Annotated in this window: 9 protein-coding genes; all 9 read right to left on the minus strand. The window is 70.4% G+C overall.

Translation table 11 applies throughout. The features are described from left to right. Window positions 1-298: 298 nt before the first annotated feature. The 9 genes from ACZ3H8_RS36630 to ACZ3H8_RS36670 all read right to left on the minus strand — a co-directional run bounded on the left by ACZ3H8_RS36630 (window position 299) and on the right by ACZ3H8_RS36670 (window position 16920). The gene (locus tag ACZ3H8_RS36630; protein ID WP_467409173.1) at window positions 299-517 is read right to left on the minus strand and encodes a hypothetical protein; all 219 of its coding nucleotides are present in this window, start codon (window positions 515-517) and stop codon (window positions 299-301) included. 50 nt (window positions 518-567) lie between these two features. Further along, window positions 568-1674, minus strand: a complete 1107-nt coding sequence (locus tag ACZ3H8_RS36635) for a chymotrypsin family serine protease (RefSeq protein ID WP_467409174.1) — start codon at window positions 1672-1674, stop codon at window positions 568-570. 1178 nt (window positions 1675-2852) lie between these two features. After that, window positions 2853-4613: an ABC transporter ATP-binding protein gene (locus ACZ3H8_RS36640; protein ID WP_467409176.1), complete on the minus strand. Its 1761-nt coding sequence runs from the start codon at window positions 4611-4613 to the stop codon at window positions 2853-2855. Next, complete coding sequence (locus ACZ3H8_RS36645) at window positions 4610-6409, minus strand: ABC transporter ATP-binding protein (RefSeq protein WP_467409177.1); 1800 nt, start codon at window positions 6407-6409, stop codon at window positions 4610-4612. Before ACZ3H8_RS36645 ends, ACZ3H8_RS36640 begins: the two co-directional genes overlap by 4 nt. Next, window positions 6406-8001 (minus strand): (2,3-dihydroxybenzoyl)adenylate synthase, encoded by a 1596-nt coding sequence (locus ACZ3H8_RS36650; protein ID WP_467409180.1) that lies wholly within the window; start codon window positions 7999-8001, stop codon window positions 6406-6408. The genes ACZ3H8_RS36645 and ACZ3H8_RS36650 overlap by 4 nt, the downstream gene beginning before the upstream one ends. A 2-nt stretch (window positions 8002-8003) precedes the next feature. Then, on the minus strand, window positions 8004-9344 hold the full coding sequence (locus ACZ3H8_RS36655) for a salicylate synthase (protein WP_467409181.1): 1341 nt from the start codon (window positions 9342-9344) through the stop codon (window positions 8004-8006). 29 nt (window positions 9345-9373) lie between these two features. Next, the gene (locus ACZ3H8_RS36660) at window positions 9374-14809 is read right to left on the minus strand and encodes a non-ribosomal peptide synthetase (RefSeq protein WP_467409183.1); all 5436 of its coding nucleotides are present in this window, start codon (window positions 14807-14809) and stop codon (window positions 9374-9376) included. Then, the gene (locus ACZ3H8_RS36665; protein WP_467409185.1) at window positions 14806-16212 is read right to left on the minus strand and encodes an FAD-binding oxidoreductase; all 1407 of its coding nucleotides are present in this window, start codon (window positions 16210-16212) and stop codon (window positions 14806-14808) included. Before ACZ3H8_RS36665 ends, ACZ3H8_RS36660 begins: the two co-directional genes overlap by 4 nt. Window positions 16213-16215: 3 nt before the next feature. Next, on the minus strand, window positions 16216-16920 hold the full coding sequence (locus ACZ3H8_RS36670) for a VOC family protein (RefSeq protein WP_467409187.1): 705 nt from the start codon (window positions 16918-16920) through the stop codon (window positions 16216-16218). Window positions 16921-16944: the final 24 nt, after the last annotated feature.

The raw sequence follows: 16944 nt of genomic DNA on the forward strand, positions 1-16944 counted from the left end.
ACCTGCACTCCGTAACCGACCGGCACGGCACCCACCACAATTGTCGCTCTCCGAATCTTCCTCAGTCGGCCAGGGGCCCATGGGCGCTCGCTTGTGTGGAGGTGCGTCATGGGGCACAGCCACCACTTCCACCTGGATCAGGGTGAACCGCTCCGGGGTCTGTGGAGGCTTGATTCGATGCTGTTGTCCGCTCTGGGACGTGACCCAGGCGCGCATGCATAAGGACCCGCACCGATCTACGGCGCGGGTCCTCCGCTGTTTTTTCTCTCTTCTTGTCACTCACCGTGAATGCAGGGGCTCACTGGGCCTCGATGGGACCACCGGTCTCCCGCACACGGACGACGTAGCCGCCCACCTCATCCGGGAGAGGTCCTGCCTCGGCGAGGCTGGTGACCCATACGTCGATCGTGGGGGCACCGTCGGGCTGCTCGCCTTGGCCAACCGCGACGACCCCGGCGACCTGGCCGACCCAGCCGCTGGCTTTGGCCAGGGCGGCGGACAACTTGCTCTCGTTCATGGTCCTTCCATCTGGGCAGTCTCGAACCGTCGCCGTACCGCGAGAGCCGGTCAGGGTGTCTCGGTGACGCGGATTCCGAGCAGCTGCTGCACGAGCGGGATGGGATTCATGATGGTCGCGTAGGGCGAACCCGCGAACAGCAACCCGACCGCGCCCTCCTCCAGGTCGCACACCATGCTGCCGGAGTCGCCGCCTGCTGACATGGGCGTGGTGATGATCTGGTTGGCGAACCGGGCCACCCGCCCGTTGCCGTAGTTGACGTCCACCGTGGCGTTGATGTTGAGCACGCGGCCGGTGGTGTAGTTGGTTGTTCTGCCGCACTTCTGCACCAGGGTGTCGATCTGCGGGGCGGAGTTGATGCGCTTGACGTCGCCCGCCCAGTAGATCCGCCTGTCCAGGTCCCGGAAGTCGCCCTCGGCGATGGCCGCGTCCACGTAGTTGAGCGGCACATTTCCGTTCTGGATGAACTTGATCGGTACGAACCTGCTGAGCCATGCGATCGTGTCGGCCGTCGCACTGCCGCCGTCGTACGGACCGGGTTGGAGGATCGGGTCGCCGATCTTGGCGTCGTTGGAGTTGGCCAGTACGTGGTTGTTGGACAGCACGTAGTACTTCGGCGGGGCGCCGGGGAAGTACTGCGCGTCGTACACGCAGGTTCCGAGCGTCCCTGCGGTGATCTTGTAGTGGCCGATGCTGACCCCGCCACACGCGGGGCGGACCCTGTGGGTGAGCACCTGGGGCCTCATGGTGACCATGCCGGGCCCGATCCGTTCGCGTGTGATGGCCGATGGCTCGCGCTCCTCCAGGGCCTCCCGCTCCCGACCCACCTCCATCATGCCGTCCATCATGAACATGGGTACGTTCGTGGTCAGGCCAGGACCGAGGCCGGCATGGATGATGCCAACCTCCTGCACGTCGACCGGCGTCTCCCCGATCTTTGCCGGCGCCAGCTCGCCCTTGCCCAGCATCTGTTTGTCGAGCTTCGTCTCGACCAACGCCACCAGAGCCTTCTGGTTGGTCTTCTTACCGCCGGTGTATTTGTAGCCGAGGGCGACGCCGACCACGTTCGGCTTCGCCAGCAGCCCCGCCTCCTCGCTTGCCTGAATCTTGGCCAGGGCTTGGAAGTCGGGGTGGCACAGCTCGTCTCGCTGCAACATGAGGCAGTCTCCTTCACCGAACCGAGGATCGTAGGCCGCCACAGCTACGCCAGTCCGGCTGATATGCCGGGCACCGTCCCCCGTACGTGGGCGTGGGACTGTGCCGGACAGCTCACGCAGCCACCCTCCGGAATCCCCCAGAAGGCCGCTCACGTCATCACTGCAGCCCGGGCGCCATTCGCTCGGGCGCGAGGCGGCTTGCAGCTCAGCTACGCGCACCCATGTGTGCAGCGCATCGCCCATTGCGATGATGCTGCCGTCCGGTCGCTGCTCGAAGCGCTGTCACTACGTCGTCTCATTTGGCGAGTTGACGGTAGCCGATGAGGGCTGAGGAGACGCCGGTGAAGGCCAGGAAGTGCTCAGGTTTGCGATGGTGGCGGCAACGGAGCCTGCGGAAGCTAGCAAGCCTGTAGACCGTATGAAGCGATGGCCGTCTTGGGCTGTTCTCGTGGGTTCAAAGTGAGCGTCCGTTGGCGCCACGAGGACCAAGTCACCGCACGGGCGGGAGTCGCCAGTCCTTGGTCTGAGTTCGGGTCTCATTCACCTGCATCCGGGACCGTTCAGAAGCCCGTTCGCCAACATCTCCGCCGCAGGTCAGGACGTTCCCGCACCTCCCCGGACACCCGGACGAACATTTGGAAAGCGTGTTGGGGGCAACCCCTCACGAGTTCGAATCTCGTATCCTCCGTACCTCGCCTAGCGAGTAGCCGGGAGGGATCTCACCTCCCGGCTCTCTCAGAACCGTGCGTGAACCTCTCGATTCACACGGCTCCCATCACCCGGTCGTTCGAGGCCGGAGGAGTTTCCAGTGGGCGAAGAGCCCCGGGTAGAGCTTGGCGGTGCAGCACCCGCGCCGACTCCGCCCACGCTCAGCTTCCATCTCTTTTCAACACCCCTTGTTGTCATGCCTGTTGGCGCGACCTGCGCACCTCAGCAGTCGTCTCGCACGCTGTGAGAGTTCCGGACCAGTCCGCCCTGCCGACGGCGGCTGGCCCTCGGCAGAGCGTCGCCGTTCGTCGGCGCGCACATGGGTGGCGTAGAACTCGCGCCGGTCGGCGTCGCGGCCGCGGATGCGCGCTGCGGCTCCGCCAATGTCAGGGGCCACCGGCGCCCGCCTCCGGGTCCTTCAGCACTTCAATCCGCGGTCGCCACCAGCCGACTGCCCGTCGACTCGGCCGTCACGCTGCATGAACGCTGCCGGGGATCTGCCAGTCGCGGGAGGCCGACTGGGCGGCCCACATGCGCGCGTAGCGGCCGTCGGGGTCCGTGAGCAGGTCTGTGTGGGTACCGCGCTGGGTGATGCGGCCGCCCTCGACGACAAGGATCTGGTCGGCGCCGACGACCGTGGACAGGCGGTGGGCGATGACGACCACGGTCTTTCCGGCCACCAGCCGGTCGATGGCCTGCTGGACCACCCTCTCGGACGTGCAGTCCAGTGCGGCCGTGGGCTCATCGAGCAGCACGATCGGGGCGTCCTTCAGGAAGGCGCGGGCGATCGAGATGCGCTGGCGCTCGCCGCCGGAGAGGGCGGAGCCGATCTCGCCGACGCGCGTGTCGTAGCGGTCGGGCAGCCGGTCGACGAAGTCGTGGATGCCGGCGGCGCGGGCAGCGCCCTCGATCTCGGCGTCGGTCGCGTCCGGCCGGGCGAGGGCGATGTTGGCGCGGATCGTGTCGTCGAAGAGATAGACGTCCTGGAAGACGACGGCGATGTGCCGCAGCACGTCGTCCGGTTCGAGCGTGGAAAGGTCGACTCCGCCGATGCGCACGGTGCCGTGTTGCGGGTCGGCGTAGCGGCCGATGAGCCGGGTCACGGTCGTCTTGCCGGAGCCGGAGGGGCCTACGAGCGCGGTCAGGCTGCGTTCCGGGATGGTGAAGTCGGCATCCTTCAGGGTGGGTTCGCTCTGGCCGTCGTACGCGAAGGTGACGTGCTCGAAGCTGATGTCGAAGGCGGCGGGTGGCCGTCCGCCTTCGGCCGGCGGCAGTGGGGGCACCCGCAGCACTTCGTCGATGCGCGCGAGTGCCGCCTCGGAGAGCTCGAAGAGCTTGGTCATGACGGCGGCCAGGCTCAGGGGTTCGGCGAAGCGGGCCGCGGCGACCGTGACGGCGAGCAGGGTCGCGGGGGTGAGCTGGGCGTCGAGGACGAGTGCGGCGCCGAGTGCGACCAGTGCCACGAGAGCGAGTTGGACGAGGAGTTGGGTGCCCGCGACGGGCAAGGCCGCGGAGCGGTTCGATGCGGCCTGGGCGCGGTGCTGGTGGGTCAGCACGGGCAACAGCCGTGGCGAGTCGGCACCCGCCTGGCCGGTGGCCTTGAGGACCGGCAGGCCCTGCACATACTCCACGATCCGTGCTGCGCTCTCACCGTCGGCTTCGTCGACCTCCCGGAACCCGGATCCGGAGCGGCGCTGTACCCGGCGTACCAGGGGAAGGGCCGCCAGCGCGCCCGCGACGAGCACCAGACCGAGCCGCCAGTCCAGAGCGACGACGACCACGCCGAGGACGACCGGGACGGTGACGAGCTGCACGAAGAGCGCGGCCAGGGACGAAACCGCGGTGGCGGCCGTCGTCGCGTTGCCGCCGACGACCTGGGTGAGGTCGCCCGCGGCGCGTCGGCTCAGCTCCTGCTGCGGCATCGCGCGCAGTGCTGCGCCCAACCTGAGGCGGGTGGAGCCCGTAACCAAGTGCCAGTAGTCGTAGGTGAACGCCATCTCGCGGACGCGCAGGGCGCCTTCGGCGGCGACGAGCAGCGCGAGCAGTCCGACCCAGGCCAAGGCCGAGCCGGTGCGCACCGGCTCGCGGCACAGCTCCGCGAGCAGCGGTACGAAGCAGGCATACGCGGCAGCCTGCAGGACGGTCGCCGCCAGCGACGTGCGCAGTGTGGCGCGGAACTGCGGGGCGTACGGTCCCGCCGCGGTGAGCATCAGCCGCAGGATGCGCTTCATGGGGTGACCTCCCTGGTGCGGACCTGGTGCGTGCGGCTGCCGGTCATACCCCAGGCGGCGGCCTGCTGGTGGCTCGACCAGAGGTCGGCGTAGCGGCCGCCCGCGGCGACGAGTTCGGCGTGGCGGCCGCGTTCGGCGATGCGGCCCTGGTCGAGCACCACGATCTGGTCGGCGTCGGTGATCGTCGACAGCCGGTGTGCGATGACGAGGACGGTGCGGCCCCGGGTGAGGCGGGCGACGGCCTGTTGGATGGCCGCTTCGGTCTCGGGGTCGGTGAAGGCGGTTGCCTCGTCGAGGATGACGATCGGGGCGTGCGAGAGGATCGCGCGGGCGATGGTGATGCGCTGGCGCTGGCCGCCTGACAGGTGGGCGCCGCGCTCCCCGACCTGGGTGTTGTAGCCGTCGGGGAGTTCGCGCCCGATGAAGTCGTGGGCGGCGGCGGCCTCGGCAGCGGCGCGGACCTCGTCGTCGGTGGCGTCGGGGCGGGCGAGCCGGATGTTTTCGGCGACGGTGCCGGTCACGAGGAACGGGTCCTGGAAGACGAGCGCGACATGGCGCAGCAGCACCTCGCTGCGCGTGTCGCGCACGTCCACGCCCCCGACGCGCACGGCGCCCGAGTCGACGTCGTGGAAGCGGGGGATCAGCCGGGCGAGCGTGGACTTGCCGGATCCGGACGCGCCGACCAGCGCGCACACCGTGCCTTCGGGGATGTCGAGGTCGATGCTGTCCAGGGCTGGCCGGTCCTCGCGGCCGGGGTAGCGGAAGGTGACCGACTCGAAGGTGATGGCCGAGCCGTTCGGCTCGCGCGGGTGGTCGGGTTCGGGCAGCGGCGGTGCGTCCAGGAGCTCCCGTACTCGGACGGCGCCCGCCCTGGCGTCGTTGATGTGGTTCGTCAGATGCATCAGGGGTGAGACCGCTTCGATGGGCAGGGTGCCGATGAGCAGGGCGAGCAGGAGGTCGGTGAGCGAGATCCAGTCGGCCGCGAGCATCGGTACGCCGGTGACGGCGACGATGAGCAGGGTGGGCAGCGGCACGATGAACAGCCGGTGCAGCAGTCCCGATGAGCGGGTGGTGGCCATCCAGGCGGCGACGGCCTCGGTGAACTCCTCGACGGCGGTGGAGAAGCGGCCGAAGGACGCCCTGCCGTCGTCGAAGGTACGCACGACCGGCATGCCCTGGACGAACTCGACGACGGCCGCGTTCACGTTCTCGTTGGCCGTGTTGTAGCGCTCGCGCTGGGTGCCGTAGTCGCGGGCCATCAGCGAGAAGCACACGAAGGCCACGGGGATGATCAGCAGTACGGCGAGCAGCATCCGCCACTGCACCGCGCCGAGCGTGAGGAGTGCGGCGATCGGCTGGGCGATGCCGGAGCCGAGGAACGGCAGCGCGTCGGCGACCACGTTGTGCAGGGACTTCACGTCGTCCTGGACGATCTTCTTGATCCGCCCGGCGCCGAGGCGCTGCACCTCGCCGAGTGGCATACGCGCCAGGGCGTCAGCGAGCCGGCGGCGCAGAACGACCTCAAGCTCGTAGCTGGCCTCGTGCGCCAGGTGCTCGGCCAGAGCGCGGGCTCCGAAGCCGCCGAGCAGGCCGACGAGCGCGCCCAGGGTCCAGCGGGTGACGATCGTGCCGGACGGGTCGTCGGTGAGCAGTTCCCCGACGGCGTACGCCACGCACACGAAACCCGTGACAGAGCAGGCTCCGCTCAACAGGCCCAGCACAGCGGCCCGTTGGAGGCGACGACGCACGTGCGAAGAGAGCGCGACGAGGTCAAGGACGGTGCGCAGGCCGCTCATGCGGACATCTGCCGGACGAGAGCGGCCTTGTCGACCTTGCCGAGGGCGGTGCGCGGGAAGGACGTCAACGCCCTTACCTCGTCGGGGAGTTTGTACGCGGCGAGACCGCGTGCCGTGAGATGGGCGGCCAGGTCGGCGCGGCTGGGTGGCGTTCCGCGGGGAATGACGCAGGCGCAGCTGCGCTCCCCCAGCAACGCGTCGGGCAGCCCGACCACCGCGGCGTCGTGAACGGCCGGATGGGCGAGCAGGTGGTTCTCGACCTCCTCGACCGGGACCTTTTCACCACCTCGGTTGATGACGTCCTTGATGCGGCCTTCCACGACGAGGTGCCCGCTCGGCAGCCGCCGCACCAGGTCGCCGCTGCGGTAGAAGCCGTCCTCGGTGAACGCCTTCGCGTTGTGCTCGGGTGCCCGGTAGTAGCCGCGCAGCGTGTACGGGCCGCGGACGAGCAGTTCGCCCACCTCACCGTCCGCCACGTCGCGGTCGTCGGCGCCGACGATGCGTATCTCGTCCTCGTCCGAGAGGGGGCGGCCCTGGGTGTCGAGGACAAGCTCTTCGGGGTCGTCCGGGCGCGTGTAGCAGAGCAGGCCTTCGGCCATGCCGAAGACCTGCTGGAGACGGCAGCCAAGCTCGGGGGCGACGCGCCGGGCGGTCTCGGCCTTGAGCCGGGAGCCGCCCACCTGCAGCAGCTGAAGACTGCCGAGATCGTCCGCAGCCCATTCGGCGGCCTCCAGCCACAGCAGGGCGAGCGAGGGCACGAGCGCGGTGACGGTGACGCGTTCGCGGGCGATGAGCGGGAACGCGGCGTCCGGGCTGGGGTTGGGGCACATGACGACGGTGCCGCCCGCGTGGAGCGTGCCGAGTAGGCCGGGGCAGGCGAGGGGGAAGTTGTGGGAGACGGGCAGTGCCGCCAGATACCGCGTGGCGGAATCCACGCCGGTCACACGGGCGCTGGCGGTGGCGTTGTAGAAGTAGTCGTCGTGCGTGCGCGGGATGAGCTTCGGTGCTCCCGTGGTGCCGCCGGACAGGAGCAGCAGCGCCACGTCGGACGGGTCGGGTTCCGGCAGCGGCCGCGGGTCGGCGGCGATCGACGCCAAGGAGGTGAACTCCTGGGCGTCGCCGACGACCAGGACGTGGCTCAGGCCCGGCGACCGGTCGCGTACGACGCGGGCCAGCGGTCGGTGGTCGAAGCCGAGATGCGTGTCGGGGACGACGTACGCCACCGCCTCGGAGAGGGCGACCAGATGCCCGATCTCCTCCTCCCGGTGGGCGGGCAGCGCCATGACGGGAACAGCGCCGAGACGGAACAGCGCGAAGGACAGTTCCAGGAACTCCGCAATGTTCGGCAGGTGCACCACCACACGGTCGCCGGGTGCGAGGCCGATTCCGTGCAGCCCGGCCGCCAGCCGGTCGACGCGCCGGTCGAGTTCGCCGTACGTCCACCGCCGCTGCCCGTCGACGACAGCGACGGCGTCGGGCGTGGCCGCGGCCCGCTCCCGCAACAGGGAGCCGAGAGTGCGGCCGCGCCAGTAGCCGCGTTCGCGGTAGCGGCCGGCGAACTCCTTGGGCCAGCCGGTGAATCCGTCGAGCATGGTCAGCCCTCCTTCGGGACGACGTAGGGGGCGACGCTGCGGAGCTTCTCGCAGGTCTCTTCGTACTCGCGGGCGGGACGAGAGGCTCCTACCACTCCTGCGCCCGCGCGCAGCCAGGCCCGGCCGCCGCGCTGGTAGACGGCGCGCAGCACCAGAGCCGCGTCCAGCGACCCGTCGGAGCCGGCCCGCAGGACGGCGCCCGCGTACATGCCGCGCGGTTCCTCCTCCAGTTCGCGGATCAGCCGGTAGGCAGCCTGTTTCGGGATGCCGGACGCGGTGACCGGCGGGAAGACGGCGCCGAGCGCGTCCCACGCGGTGCGGCCGTCGGCCAGGTCGGTGGTGACGCGGGAGGCGAGGTGCTGCACGCTGCCGCGCGGCTTGACGGTGAGGAACTCCCCCACGCGCGTGCTGTCCGGGATGCCCACGGAGGACAGCTCCTCCATCGCCAGCTTCACGGACGTGGCGTGCTCGTAGACCTCCTTCGGGTCGCGGTGGAGCTCCGTGCGCAGCGCGGCGTCCGTGTCGGGGTCGCCGGTCAGGGCACGGGTCCCGGCCAGCGGCTGGGTGAGGGCGGTGCCGTCCCCGGGCGCCTCGATCACTGTTTCGGGGCTGAAGCCCGCGGCCTGCATCCCGCCGAGGTCGAGGAGGAAGGAGCGCGCGGGGGTGTTGGCGGTCCGGCCGGTCACGTAGGTGGCGGTCATGTCGACGGCGTAGGGCACGGAGACGGTGCGCGAGAGGATGACCTTGTCGAGCCTGCCCCGGCTGATCTCGGAGACGGCGTGGGCGACATGGGTGTGGTACGTGCTGCGCGGGTGGTGGACGTCGACGGGCTTCGGAGTCCGTGGGGTGGCGTGTCGCGGGGTGTCGGCCAGCACTTTGCGGAGGCGGTCGGGCAGGTCAGGGTCGACGGTCCGGACGTCGATGCCGTCCTCGGTGATCGTCAACTCGGTGCCGGGAACGATGAGATGAGCCAGCGCTTCGGCTCCCGGACTGTCGCCGGCCCCGCTTGCCAGCTCGAACGAGAGCCAGCCGTAGGCGTTCCAGCCCTCCGTGGGCGTCTCGTCGAGCGCGGAACGTATTCGCTCCCAGGGTGTGCCCGACCAGGGCAGCACCTGCTCACGGCGGGTCTCGGCCCCGGTGCCGTTTTGGAGTCCGGCGAAGCTGGTGCGCACCGCATGGGCGTCGACACGTATCTCGCCCATCGGGTTGCCCGCCACGTACCAGCGCTGTTCGCGCTCGTAGACGACGTAGTCGTTGAGCAGTCCCGAGCCGACGAGGTGGGCGACGACGGCAAGGGGGTCGAACGGCCCGTCGACACGGGCATGTTGGTAGTGCTCGGCCATGGTGGTCTCCTGCGTGCCAAGGGAGTCGGTCAGCGGTTCCGCGATGTGCGCAGCGGGGCGGCCACGAGGTCGGCGACGTGCGCGACGTACGAGTCCTCGATGCAGCTGAAGTGGTTGCCGTCGATGTCGGTGACGGGGAGGTCGCCGATGCACACGTCGCGCCAGAAGGCGAGCGTCGCCTCGTCCATGCCGGGCGCGAAGCCGGAGGCGCCGCGCGGCCTCAGCAAGCGGATGTCGCCCGCGTACGGCTCCGGCGTGAACCGCGCCGACAGGAAGCTCTGCCGGAACACCGTGAACATCGCGGCGACCATCTCCGGCGGCACCTGCTCGCCACCGGCCTCCGTGGCAGTACGGGCGTACACGGCGAACCGCTCCTCGCGCGTGTACGAGCCGAGGCGCCGGAAGAAGTCGCCGGCGCGGTCCAGCTCCGGATCCCCGGCGACCTCCTCCAAAGCACCCAGTGGGACCTTGCCCCCATTGCGCTCGATGACGTGCATAAAACCGCGTACGACGGTGTCACCGTCGATGTCGCCGAACCCGGTCTGTGCCAGGGAGATGTGCAGGTTGGGCACGAAGAGGATTTCGATCATCAGGTCGTCCTCGACGTCGACGACCACGGGGTGGCTGCTGATGAGCACCAGGTCCTCGACGGTCACGCCGCGCTCGTCGAGGCGCCGGGCCACTTCGGTGGCGTACAGGCCGCCCAGGCAGTAGCCGATGAGCTGGACCCGGTCGTGTCCCTCGGCGAGCAGCCGCTCGGCGTAGTCGTCGGCGGCACGCTCGATGACCGTGGCCGGGTCCTGGGAGCAGTATCGCTCGGTGTCCTCGATGACCACACCGAGGACCGGACCGAGGTCCTGCCCGACGAGATGGGCCGCCAGCGGCCGGTAGCAGTCCATGGTGCCGAGTCCGGCGTGGAACATCACGCGCAGCGGGCCGTCGCCGGTGGTGCTGAAGGGCATCAGGGCGGCGTTGCCCGTGGTGGCGCGGCGCAGGGCGGGTCCCACCTTAACACCGTCACTGGTGCGCAGGAACGCGGCGAGTTCGGCGAGCGTGGGGTGGTTGAGCAGCTGCCGCAGCATCGTGTCGAAGGGGATGCCGGACGCCTCGGGAAGCTCCTCACGCAGTCGGCCGGCCATGCGGGCCATGATCAGCGAGTCGGCTCCGTGGTCGTAGAAGTTGTCGGTGCGGCCGATGCGTCCGCTGGGCAGAGCGTCGGCCCACAGGGCGGCGAGGCGGGACTCGAAGGCATCGGCGGGTGCCTCGGCGGTCTGCTGAGGCACTGCGTCGCCGGCCGCGGGCCGCCAGCCCTGGAGCGTGCGCCGGTCGACCTTGCCGTTCCCGGTCAGCGGGAGCGCGTCCACGATCTGGAGATGCGACGGGCGCATATGGGCGGGCAGCCGTTCACGCAGGAACCCCGCGAGGTCGGCCTCAGTGACGTACGCCCGGTCGGTCTTCATACGAGCGGCGAAGAGGTGGACGTGCTGCGGGGCGAGTGCGTGCCCGTCGTCGGGCAGGCTCAGCACCTGCTCGGCGCCGATCCCGGTGAGCAGGTCGAGCCATTGGTCACGGGCCAGGTAGGAGGGGCCGCCGAGGGCGCGGGCGTCCTCCGGCTCGGTCATCATGAACGCCTGGGAGGCCAGGATCCACGGATGCTCGCGGGTGGGCTCGGTGAGCACCAGCCAGCCGCCGGGAGCCACGAGTTCGGCGAGGCGGGCCAGGGACGCCTCGATGTCGCGGGCGTTCTCCAGCACTCCGGCGGCGAGCACCACGTCGTACGCGTTCGGAGCGATTCCCTGGGCGCGGTGGTCGGCGTCGATGTCGAAGACCCCGAAGTGCATCCCCGGGCGGTCGCCGAAGCGACGGCGTCCCTCGGGGAGGAAGAAGCCCGCCACATCCGTGAAGAGGTACGTGAACTCCCGGTCCGCGAGCGCCTTCAGCGCGTCCTGGGTGGTGCCGCCGGTGCCGGCGCCCGCCTCAAGGACGCACAGCGGTCGACCCGCGGGATGCTCGGCGGCGATGTGTTCGAGGATGGTGGCGACTGCTCGGTTCAGGTAGCGGGCCATGGCATTGCGCCGGTAGAGGGCGTGGGCGGTGGTGAAGTCACCGTCCGGGAAGAGGATTTTGACGGGATCCTGGCGGCCGGTCAGCAGCTCCGGAAGCCGGTCGGCGTTGCTCCTCACGTAGGCCAGGAAGTCACGGTCGGCGATCTCGCCGCTCCACGCCGCCTCGGCCTCCGCCCACCGGCGGGTCACGATGTGCTCGTCGGCGTCGCTGACGCCGTGTCCGTCCAGCACCGCGAGCCAGCGGCGCACCAGCCAGTCGTGGCACGGCTCGATCCCCGCGTCCCGCAGCTGCTGCTCCGAGGGCTTCTCGTCGGCGGCCGGGAACAGCCCCAACTCCCCCAGTGCGTACGCCATCGAGGTCAGGACCGCCTCGTCGAAGGCCCGCGTGTGGGCGGCCACCCGGCCGTGGTCCAGACCGGGAAGGGCACCGTCGGCCGCCTCGCTCACCACGGGCGCCAGGGATCCGGCACCTTCAGTGGGCCTCTCGGCTGGCGCGGGCTCGACGACGCCGAGGAGCGCCCTCTCCTCCCCCGTGCCGTCGACGACGACGGCCGCGGCGGACACTGCCGGATGCTCCAGCAGCGCCGCTTCGATCTCGCCCAGCTCGATCCGGTGGCCGCGCACCTTGACCTGGGTGTCCTCACGGCCCAGGAACTCGATCTCGCCGCCGGGCAGAAAACGGCCCAAGTCGCCGGTACGGTACAGGCGCTGTCCGTCACGCGGGTGGGTGACGAACCGGTGAGTTGTGGTCTCCGGATCGCCCAGGTAACCCTCGGCGAGCCCGTGCCCGCTGATGTACAGCTCCCCGGCCACCCACACCGGGCAGTCCCGCAGCTGGGCGTCCAGCACTCGGAAGCCCTGGTTGGCGAGAGGCACGCCGTACGGGATGCTGTGCCGTCCCTCGTAACTGCCCTGGCAGCGGTGGTGGATGGACCAGATCGCCGCCTCGGTGGCACCCCCGAGCGCGACGACGTCCAGCCCGGGCAGGCGACCGCCCAGCGTGCCGGGCAGGGACACAGGGATCCAGTCGCCGGACAGCAGCGCCAGCCGCAGCGCGGGCAGGTAGATGCCCGGCTCCGACTCCAGGTAGGTCGCCAGCATCTGCATCAGCGCCGGTACGGAGTTCCAGACGGTGACACCGTGCTGGGCGATCAGGTCGGCCCAGTGGGACGGGTCGGTGCGCCGCTGCGGGTCGGGCAGGACGAGGGCGCCGCCGTCCGACAGCGGGCCGAAGATGTCGTACACGGACAGGTCGAAGCCGAGGTTGGCGAGGCCCAGCACCCGGTCGTCGGCCGTGACGCCGAAGCGGCGGCCGATGTCCACGATCGTGTTGAGCGCGGCCCGGTGGCTGATCACGACGCCCTTGGGCCGCCCTGTGGAGCCCGAGGTGTAGATGACGTACGCCGGTGCGTCCGGGTCGCCTACATACGGTGGCTCGGCCGCCTGCGACGCGGGGGCGAGCGCGTCCACGGCGACGACGTGATTGTTCTCGGGCCAGTCGGAGTCCACCCACGACTGGGTCAGGATGTGCCGGGCTCCGGCGTCGGCGAGCATGGCGGCACGGCGCAATGGAGGCTGACCGGTGTCGACGGGCAGATATGCGGCGCCGGCGAGCAGGGTTCCGAGGACCGCGACAACCTGCTCGACCCCCTTGTCCATGACGACCGCAACCCGCTCCCCGGCGGTGCAGCCCGCGGAGCGCAGGGTTTCGGCGACGGCGGTTGCGCGGGCGGCGAGTTCGCGGTAACTGAGGGTCGTGTCCGGGCCGATCACCGCGGGCCGGTCGGGGGTGCGGGCTGCCTGGACGAGCACGCTGTGGTGCAGGAGGCCGTCGGGCAGCTCGGCCGCGGTGTCGTTGACGCTACGGCGCTCCTCGGTCTGCCATGCGGGAAGCGCCACGACGTCGTCGGTGTCCCAGAGTTCGTCGCCGTCGGCGAGGCCGCGTATGAGGGTGTCGAAGGCGTCGAACATGTCGTCCACGAGGCCGTCGGAGAACACACCGTCGCGGACGTCCCAGTTGACCTGGAGCCCTTCGGAGTCGTCCATGGCCTGGCAGTCGATGAACACCTGCGGTGTCTGGGTGATGCCGAAGCCGTCCAGGCGGCCCTGGGCCCGGCGGCCCGTGCCACCGTCACCGAGGCCGATGGCGCTGGTGAACACGATCGGCATGAGGGCGGCTTCGCGGCCCCGGCGGCGGGCGAGTTCGCGCAGCACCTCCACTCCGGAGCACAGGCGGTGGTCGAGGTCGTCGAAGAGCTGCCCGGCCAGTGCGCGGGCCCGCTCGCCGAAGGGGGCGCCTGCCCCCGGTTCGACGGCGAGGAGGTTGACGGTGGTGAAGTCGCCGACGATGCGGTCGATGTGCTCGTGGAGCGGCAGCCTGTTGAGCACCGTCAGGTTGAGGCAGAAGCGCGGATTGCGGCTCCAGCGTCCGATCACCGCGGCGTAGGCGGCGAGCACGACGGAGGACGGGGTGAGGCCGCGGCGCTGGGCGCGGTCCTTCAGGCGGTCCCAGGCGGGCGTGTCCAGTTTCAGGAAGCGGCGTCGGAAGCGCGGCTGCTGCGGTTCTGCCTCGGCGAGCGGCAGGTCGGGGGCGGGCGGCAGCGTGTCCAGCCGTGACCACCAGTAGTCGCGGTCGCGCTGGTGAGCCGGGGACTCGCGCAGACCGCGCTCGGCGAGCAAGTAGTCGCGGAACTGCACGTCGAGAGCGGGGAGTTGGGCGCCCACGTCGGCATGCAGGGTCTCGAACTCGGCGAGCAGCAGCCAGATGCTCGCCCAGTCCGCGATGAGGAAGTCCATCGACAGGTGCAGTACGGCCCGCGAGTCGGTACGCGTGACCCTCAGTTCGAACAGCGGCCACCGTGTGCTGTCGTACACACGATGCCCCATCTCCTCGCGCGCCATCAGGAGCGCGCCCTCGGCTTCTGCCCCGCACACGTCGGTGACGGGCACGGTCAGCCGCGGCACGGCGGGCAGGACGTGCTGGTGGCCCGCGGGGTCGATGACGGCGCGCAGCATGTCGTGGCGCTCGACGAGCCGGTTCCAGGCGTCCTCGGTGCGGGCCGGGTCCAGGTCGGGGTAGGTGACTTCGAGGTAGACGTGGCAGGCGACGCCGCCGTAGCCGAAGACCTCATTGCGGCCCAGCAGATAGGCGGCCTGCACGTCGGTCAGCGGGAACGGCTCGTGGCGAGCCACCGGGTCGGATATGAGGGCTGAGGGCCGGGCCTCGGCACGCAGACACACCAGCACGTCGGCCTTGTTGTCCTTGAGTGCCTGGAGCTGTCCGGCGCTCAGCGTTCCCTTCGGGGCGCGGTAACGGAGGGTGCCGTCCTCCTCCCACAGCTGTGCGCCCGCCTGCCGCAGCTGCGCGATCAGCTCGCCAGGGGTGGATGCGATGGTCATCGGTCGGTCTCCTTGGCCTGGGCGGCGAGCGGCGGAATGTTGGCGTTGAAGCGGAAGAGGTTGTCCGGGTCCCACATGTCCTTCAGGCGCGCCAGGCGTGTGTACGTCGCCTCTCCGTACGCGACGCGCACCCACTGCGACTCGGGGTCGGGCAGCAGGTTGACGTAGGGGCCTTCGGTCACGTCCTGGAGGTCCTGCCAGCCGGCGCGTGCGGGTTCCACGTGTTCGGGACTGTCGGCGTCGCCGTACCACTGGGCGCAGATCTCCACGAACCACTGGGCGCTGCGGTGGGTGAACGCAGTCGGCCCCGCGGGAGCCCGGACGATGGCGCCGCCGAGCGCGCCAAGGACGACGGAGAAGTTCGGACCGGCCGTGTCCCAGTGGCCCAGGAGCCGGTCGAGCGTCGTGTCGGACAGTTCGGTGAGGAGTTCGCCGCGGTTGTAGACGTGCTGGCGGGCGTAGTCGGGCGGTGAGGGCAGCAGTCGCTGGTAGGCGGTGTACGGCAGTGGGGCAACGCTGTCGGAGACCGGACGGGCGGGGCCGTGCCGCAGCGGTGCCAGCACCTCGTCGGCCTGCTCAGGCGGCCCGAACCAGCTCGGGATCAGCACGGCGCACCGCTCGAAGTGCAGATGCTCGGGTACGAACGGCAGCGGCGGCGCGGTCCACATGATGGCGATCAGAGACGCCGCGTCGGGGGCGGTGGTGAGCCAGTCGCGTGCCGCGCGGAGGGCTGTGCGCGCCTGGGCAGCCGGGTGGACGAGTGCCCCGGCGACGACGCCGGTGACGGGGTGGAGCCGGAAGCCGAAGCGGGTGACGATGCCGAAGTTGCCGCCGCCTCCGCGCAGGGCCCAGAACAGGTCGGGGTGGTGCTCCGCGTCGGCTCGAAGGTGCCGGCCGTCCGCGGTCACCAGCTCGAAGAAGGTGACGTTGTCGCTGGTGAGCCCGTACTGGCGGGACAGGTCTCCGACGCCGCCGCCGAGGGTGTGCCCGGCGATGCCGACGTCGGTGTTGCGCGGCCCGGGCACCGCGAGCCCGAACTCCTGTGTGGCGGCGTCGAATTCGCCCCACGTCAGGCCGGGTTCAGCGACAGCGGTACGGGACAGCGGGTCGACGTCGATGCGTTTCATCTCGCCGATGTCGACGACCACGCCGGCGTCGCAGGTGCCCCAGCCCGCCACATTGGCTCCGCCGCCGCGGACGGCGACCGGCAGTCCACGGCCGCGGGCATGGGCGAGGACGGCGATCACGTCGTCTGCGTCGGTGCAGCGGGCGATCAGGGACGGCCGCCGGTCGGCGCGGGCGTTGCGGACGCGGCGAGCCCGTTCGTATCCGGGCGTGCCCGGGGTGACGATCCTGCCGCGGAATCCGGGGAGGTGGGGGCGGGTAGTGGATGCGGTCTCCACCGGCTACTCCTTCCGTACGGGCGCGGTGAGGACGGCGCCGTGCAGCTTGACGGCATCCAACTGGCCGGTGAGGCCGTCGACTTCGACCCCGAGGACCCCCGTGGACGGCGCCGGTTCCACGGCGAGCGGGCCGTCCTGCCGTATGTGTGCGGCAAGCGCGTCGAAGACGCCACGGTCGTGGTCCGCCACCCCCAGGCGTATGCGGGTGATGTGCCGTGCTCCGTTGGGGTGGTGCACGACGGCGGGACGCTGCGGCGGGTCGTACGCGGAGACGACGAAGGGCAGCCGGGCGGGCCGGGCGGCGAGGAACTCGTAGCGCACCCGGTCTCCGTCGGGGCGGGTGCGTCGGCCCTTCATGACGCGCGACACGGGAACTCCCCCGGTGCGCAACGTCGTGTGCACGCCGCCCAGTGCCGTGTCGTCGGTCTCCAGCGCCAGGTCCCGCCAGCCTTCCCCGGGGCGCGCCCACCGGGCCAGCCGTTCCCCGGCCGCCGTTCCGTACACGGCACCCATGGGCCACTTCAACAGTCGGAACGATGGCGGCAGTTCGAAGAACTCGATGTGCGGCCCTTCCTCGAACCACAGCAGTGCGTTGTGGGCGCGTTCGGGTGCGCTGCCCCACTCGACGGTGAAGCCGAGCTCCTCGTAGTCCCGTACGACCGAACGGACGTCGTCGACCTTGCACAGGACATGGCTGCATCTCAGCACGGTTCTCTCCCCCTCTTGTCTCTT

It is taken from the genome of Streptomyces sp. NPDC002868 (assembly GCF_055563295.1).

What these genes read in the sequence shown, in the direction of transcription:
- ACZ3H8_RS36640 (WP_467409176.1), bottom strand. Translation starts at nt 4,613, where the DNA reads ATGAAGCGCATCCTGCGGCTGATGCTCACCGCGGCGGGACCGTACGCC.
- ACZ3H8_RS36650 (WP_467409180.1), bottom strand. Translation starts at nt 8,001, where the DNA reads ATGCTCGACGGATTCACCGGCTGGCCCAAGGAGTTCGCCGGCCGCTAC.
- ACZ3H8_RS36660 (WP_467409183.1), bottom strand. Translation starts at nt 14,809, where the DNA reads ATGACCATCGCATCCACCCCTGGCGAGCTGATCGCGCAGCTGCGGCAG.
- ACZ3H8_RS36655 (WP_467409181.1), bottom strand. Translation starts at nt 9,344, where the DNA reads ATGGCCGAGCACTACCAACATGCCCGTGTCGACGGGCCGTTCGACCCC.
- ACZ3H8_RS36630 (WP_467409173.1), bottom strand. Translation starts at nt 517, where the DNA reads ATGAACGAGAGCAAGTTGTCCGCCGCCCTGGCCAAAGCCAGCGGCTGG.
- ACZ3H8_RS36645 (WP_467409177.1), bottom strand. Translation starts at nt 6,409, where the DNA reads ATGAGCGGCCTGCGCACCGTCCTTGACCTCGTCGCGCTCTCTTCGCAC.
- ACZ3H8_RS36635 (WP_467409174.1), bottom strand. Translation starts at nt 1,674, where the DNA reads ATGTTGCAGCGAGACGAGCTGTGCCACCCCGACTTCCAAGCCCTGGCC.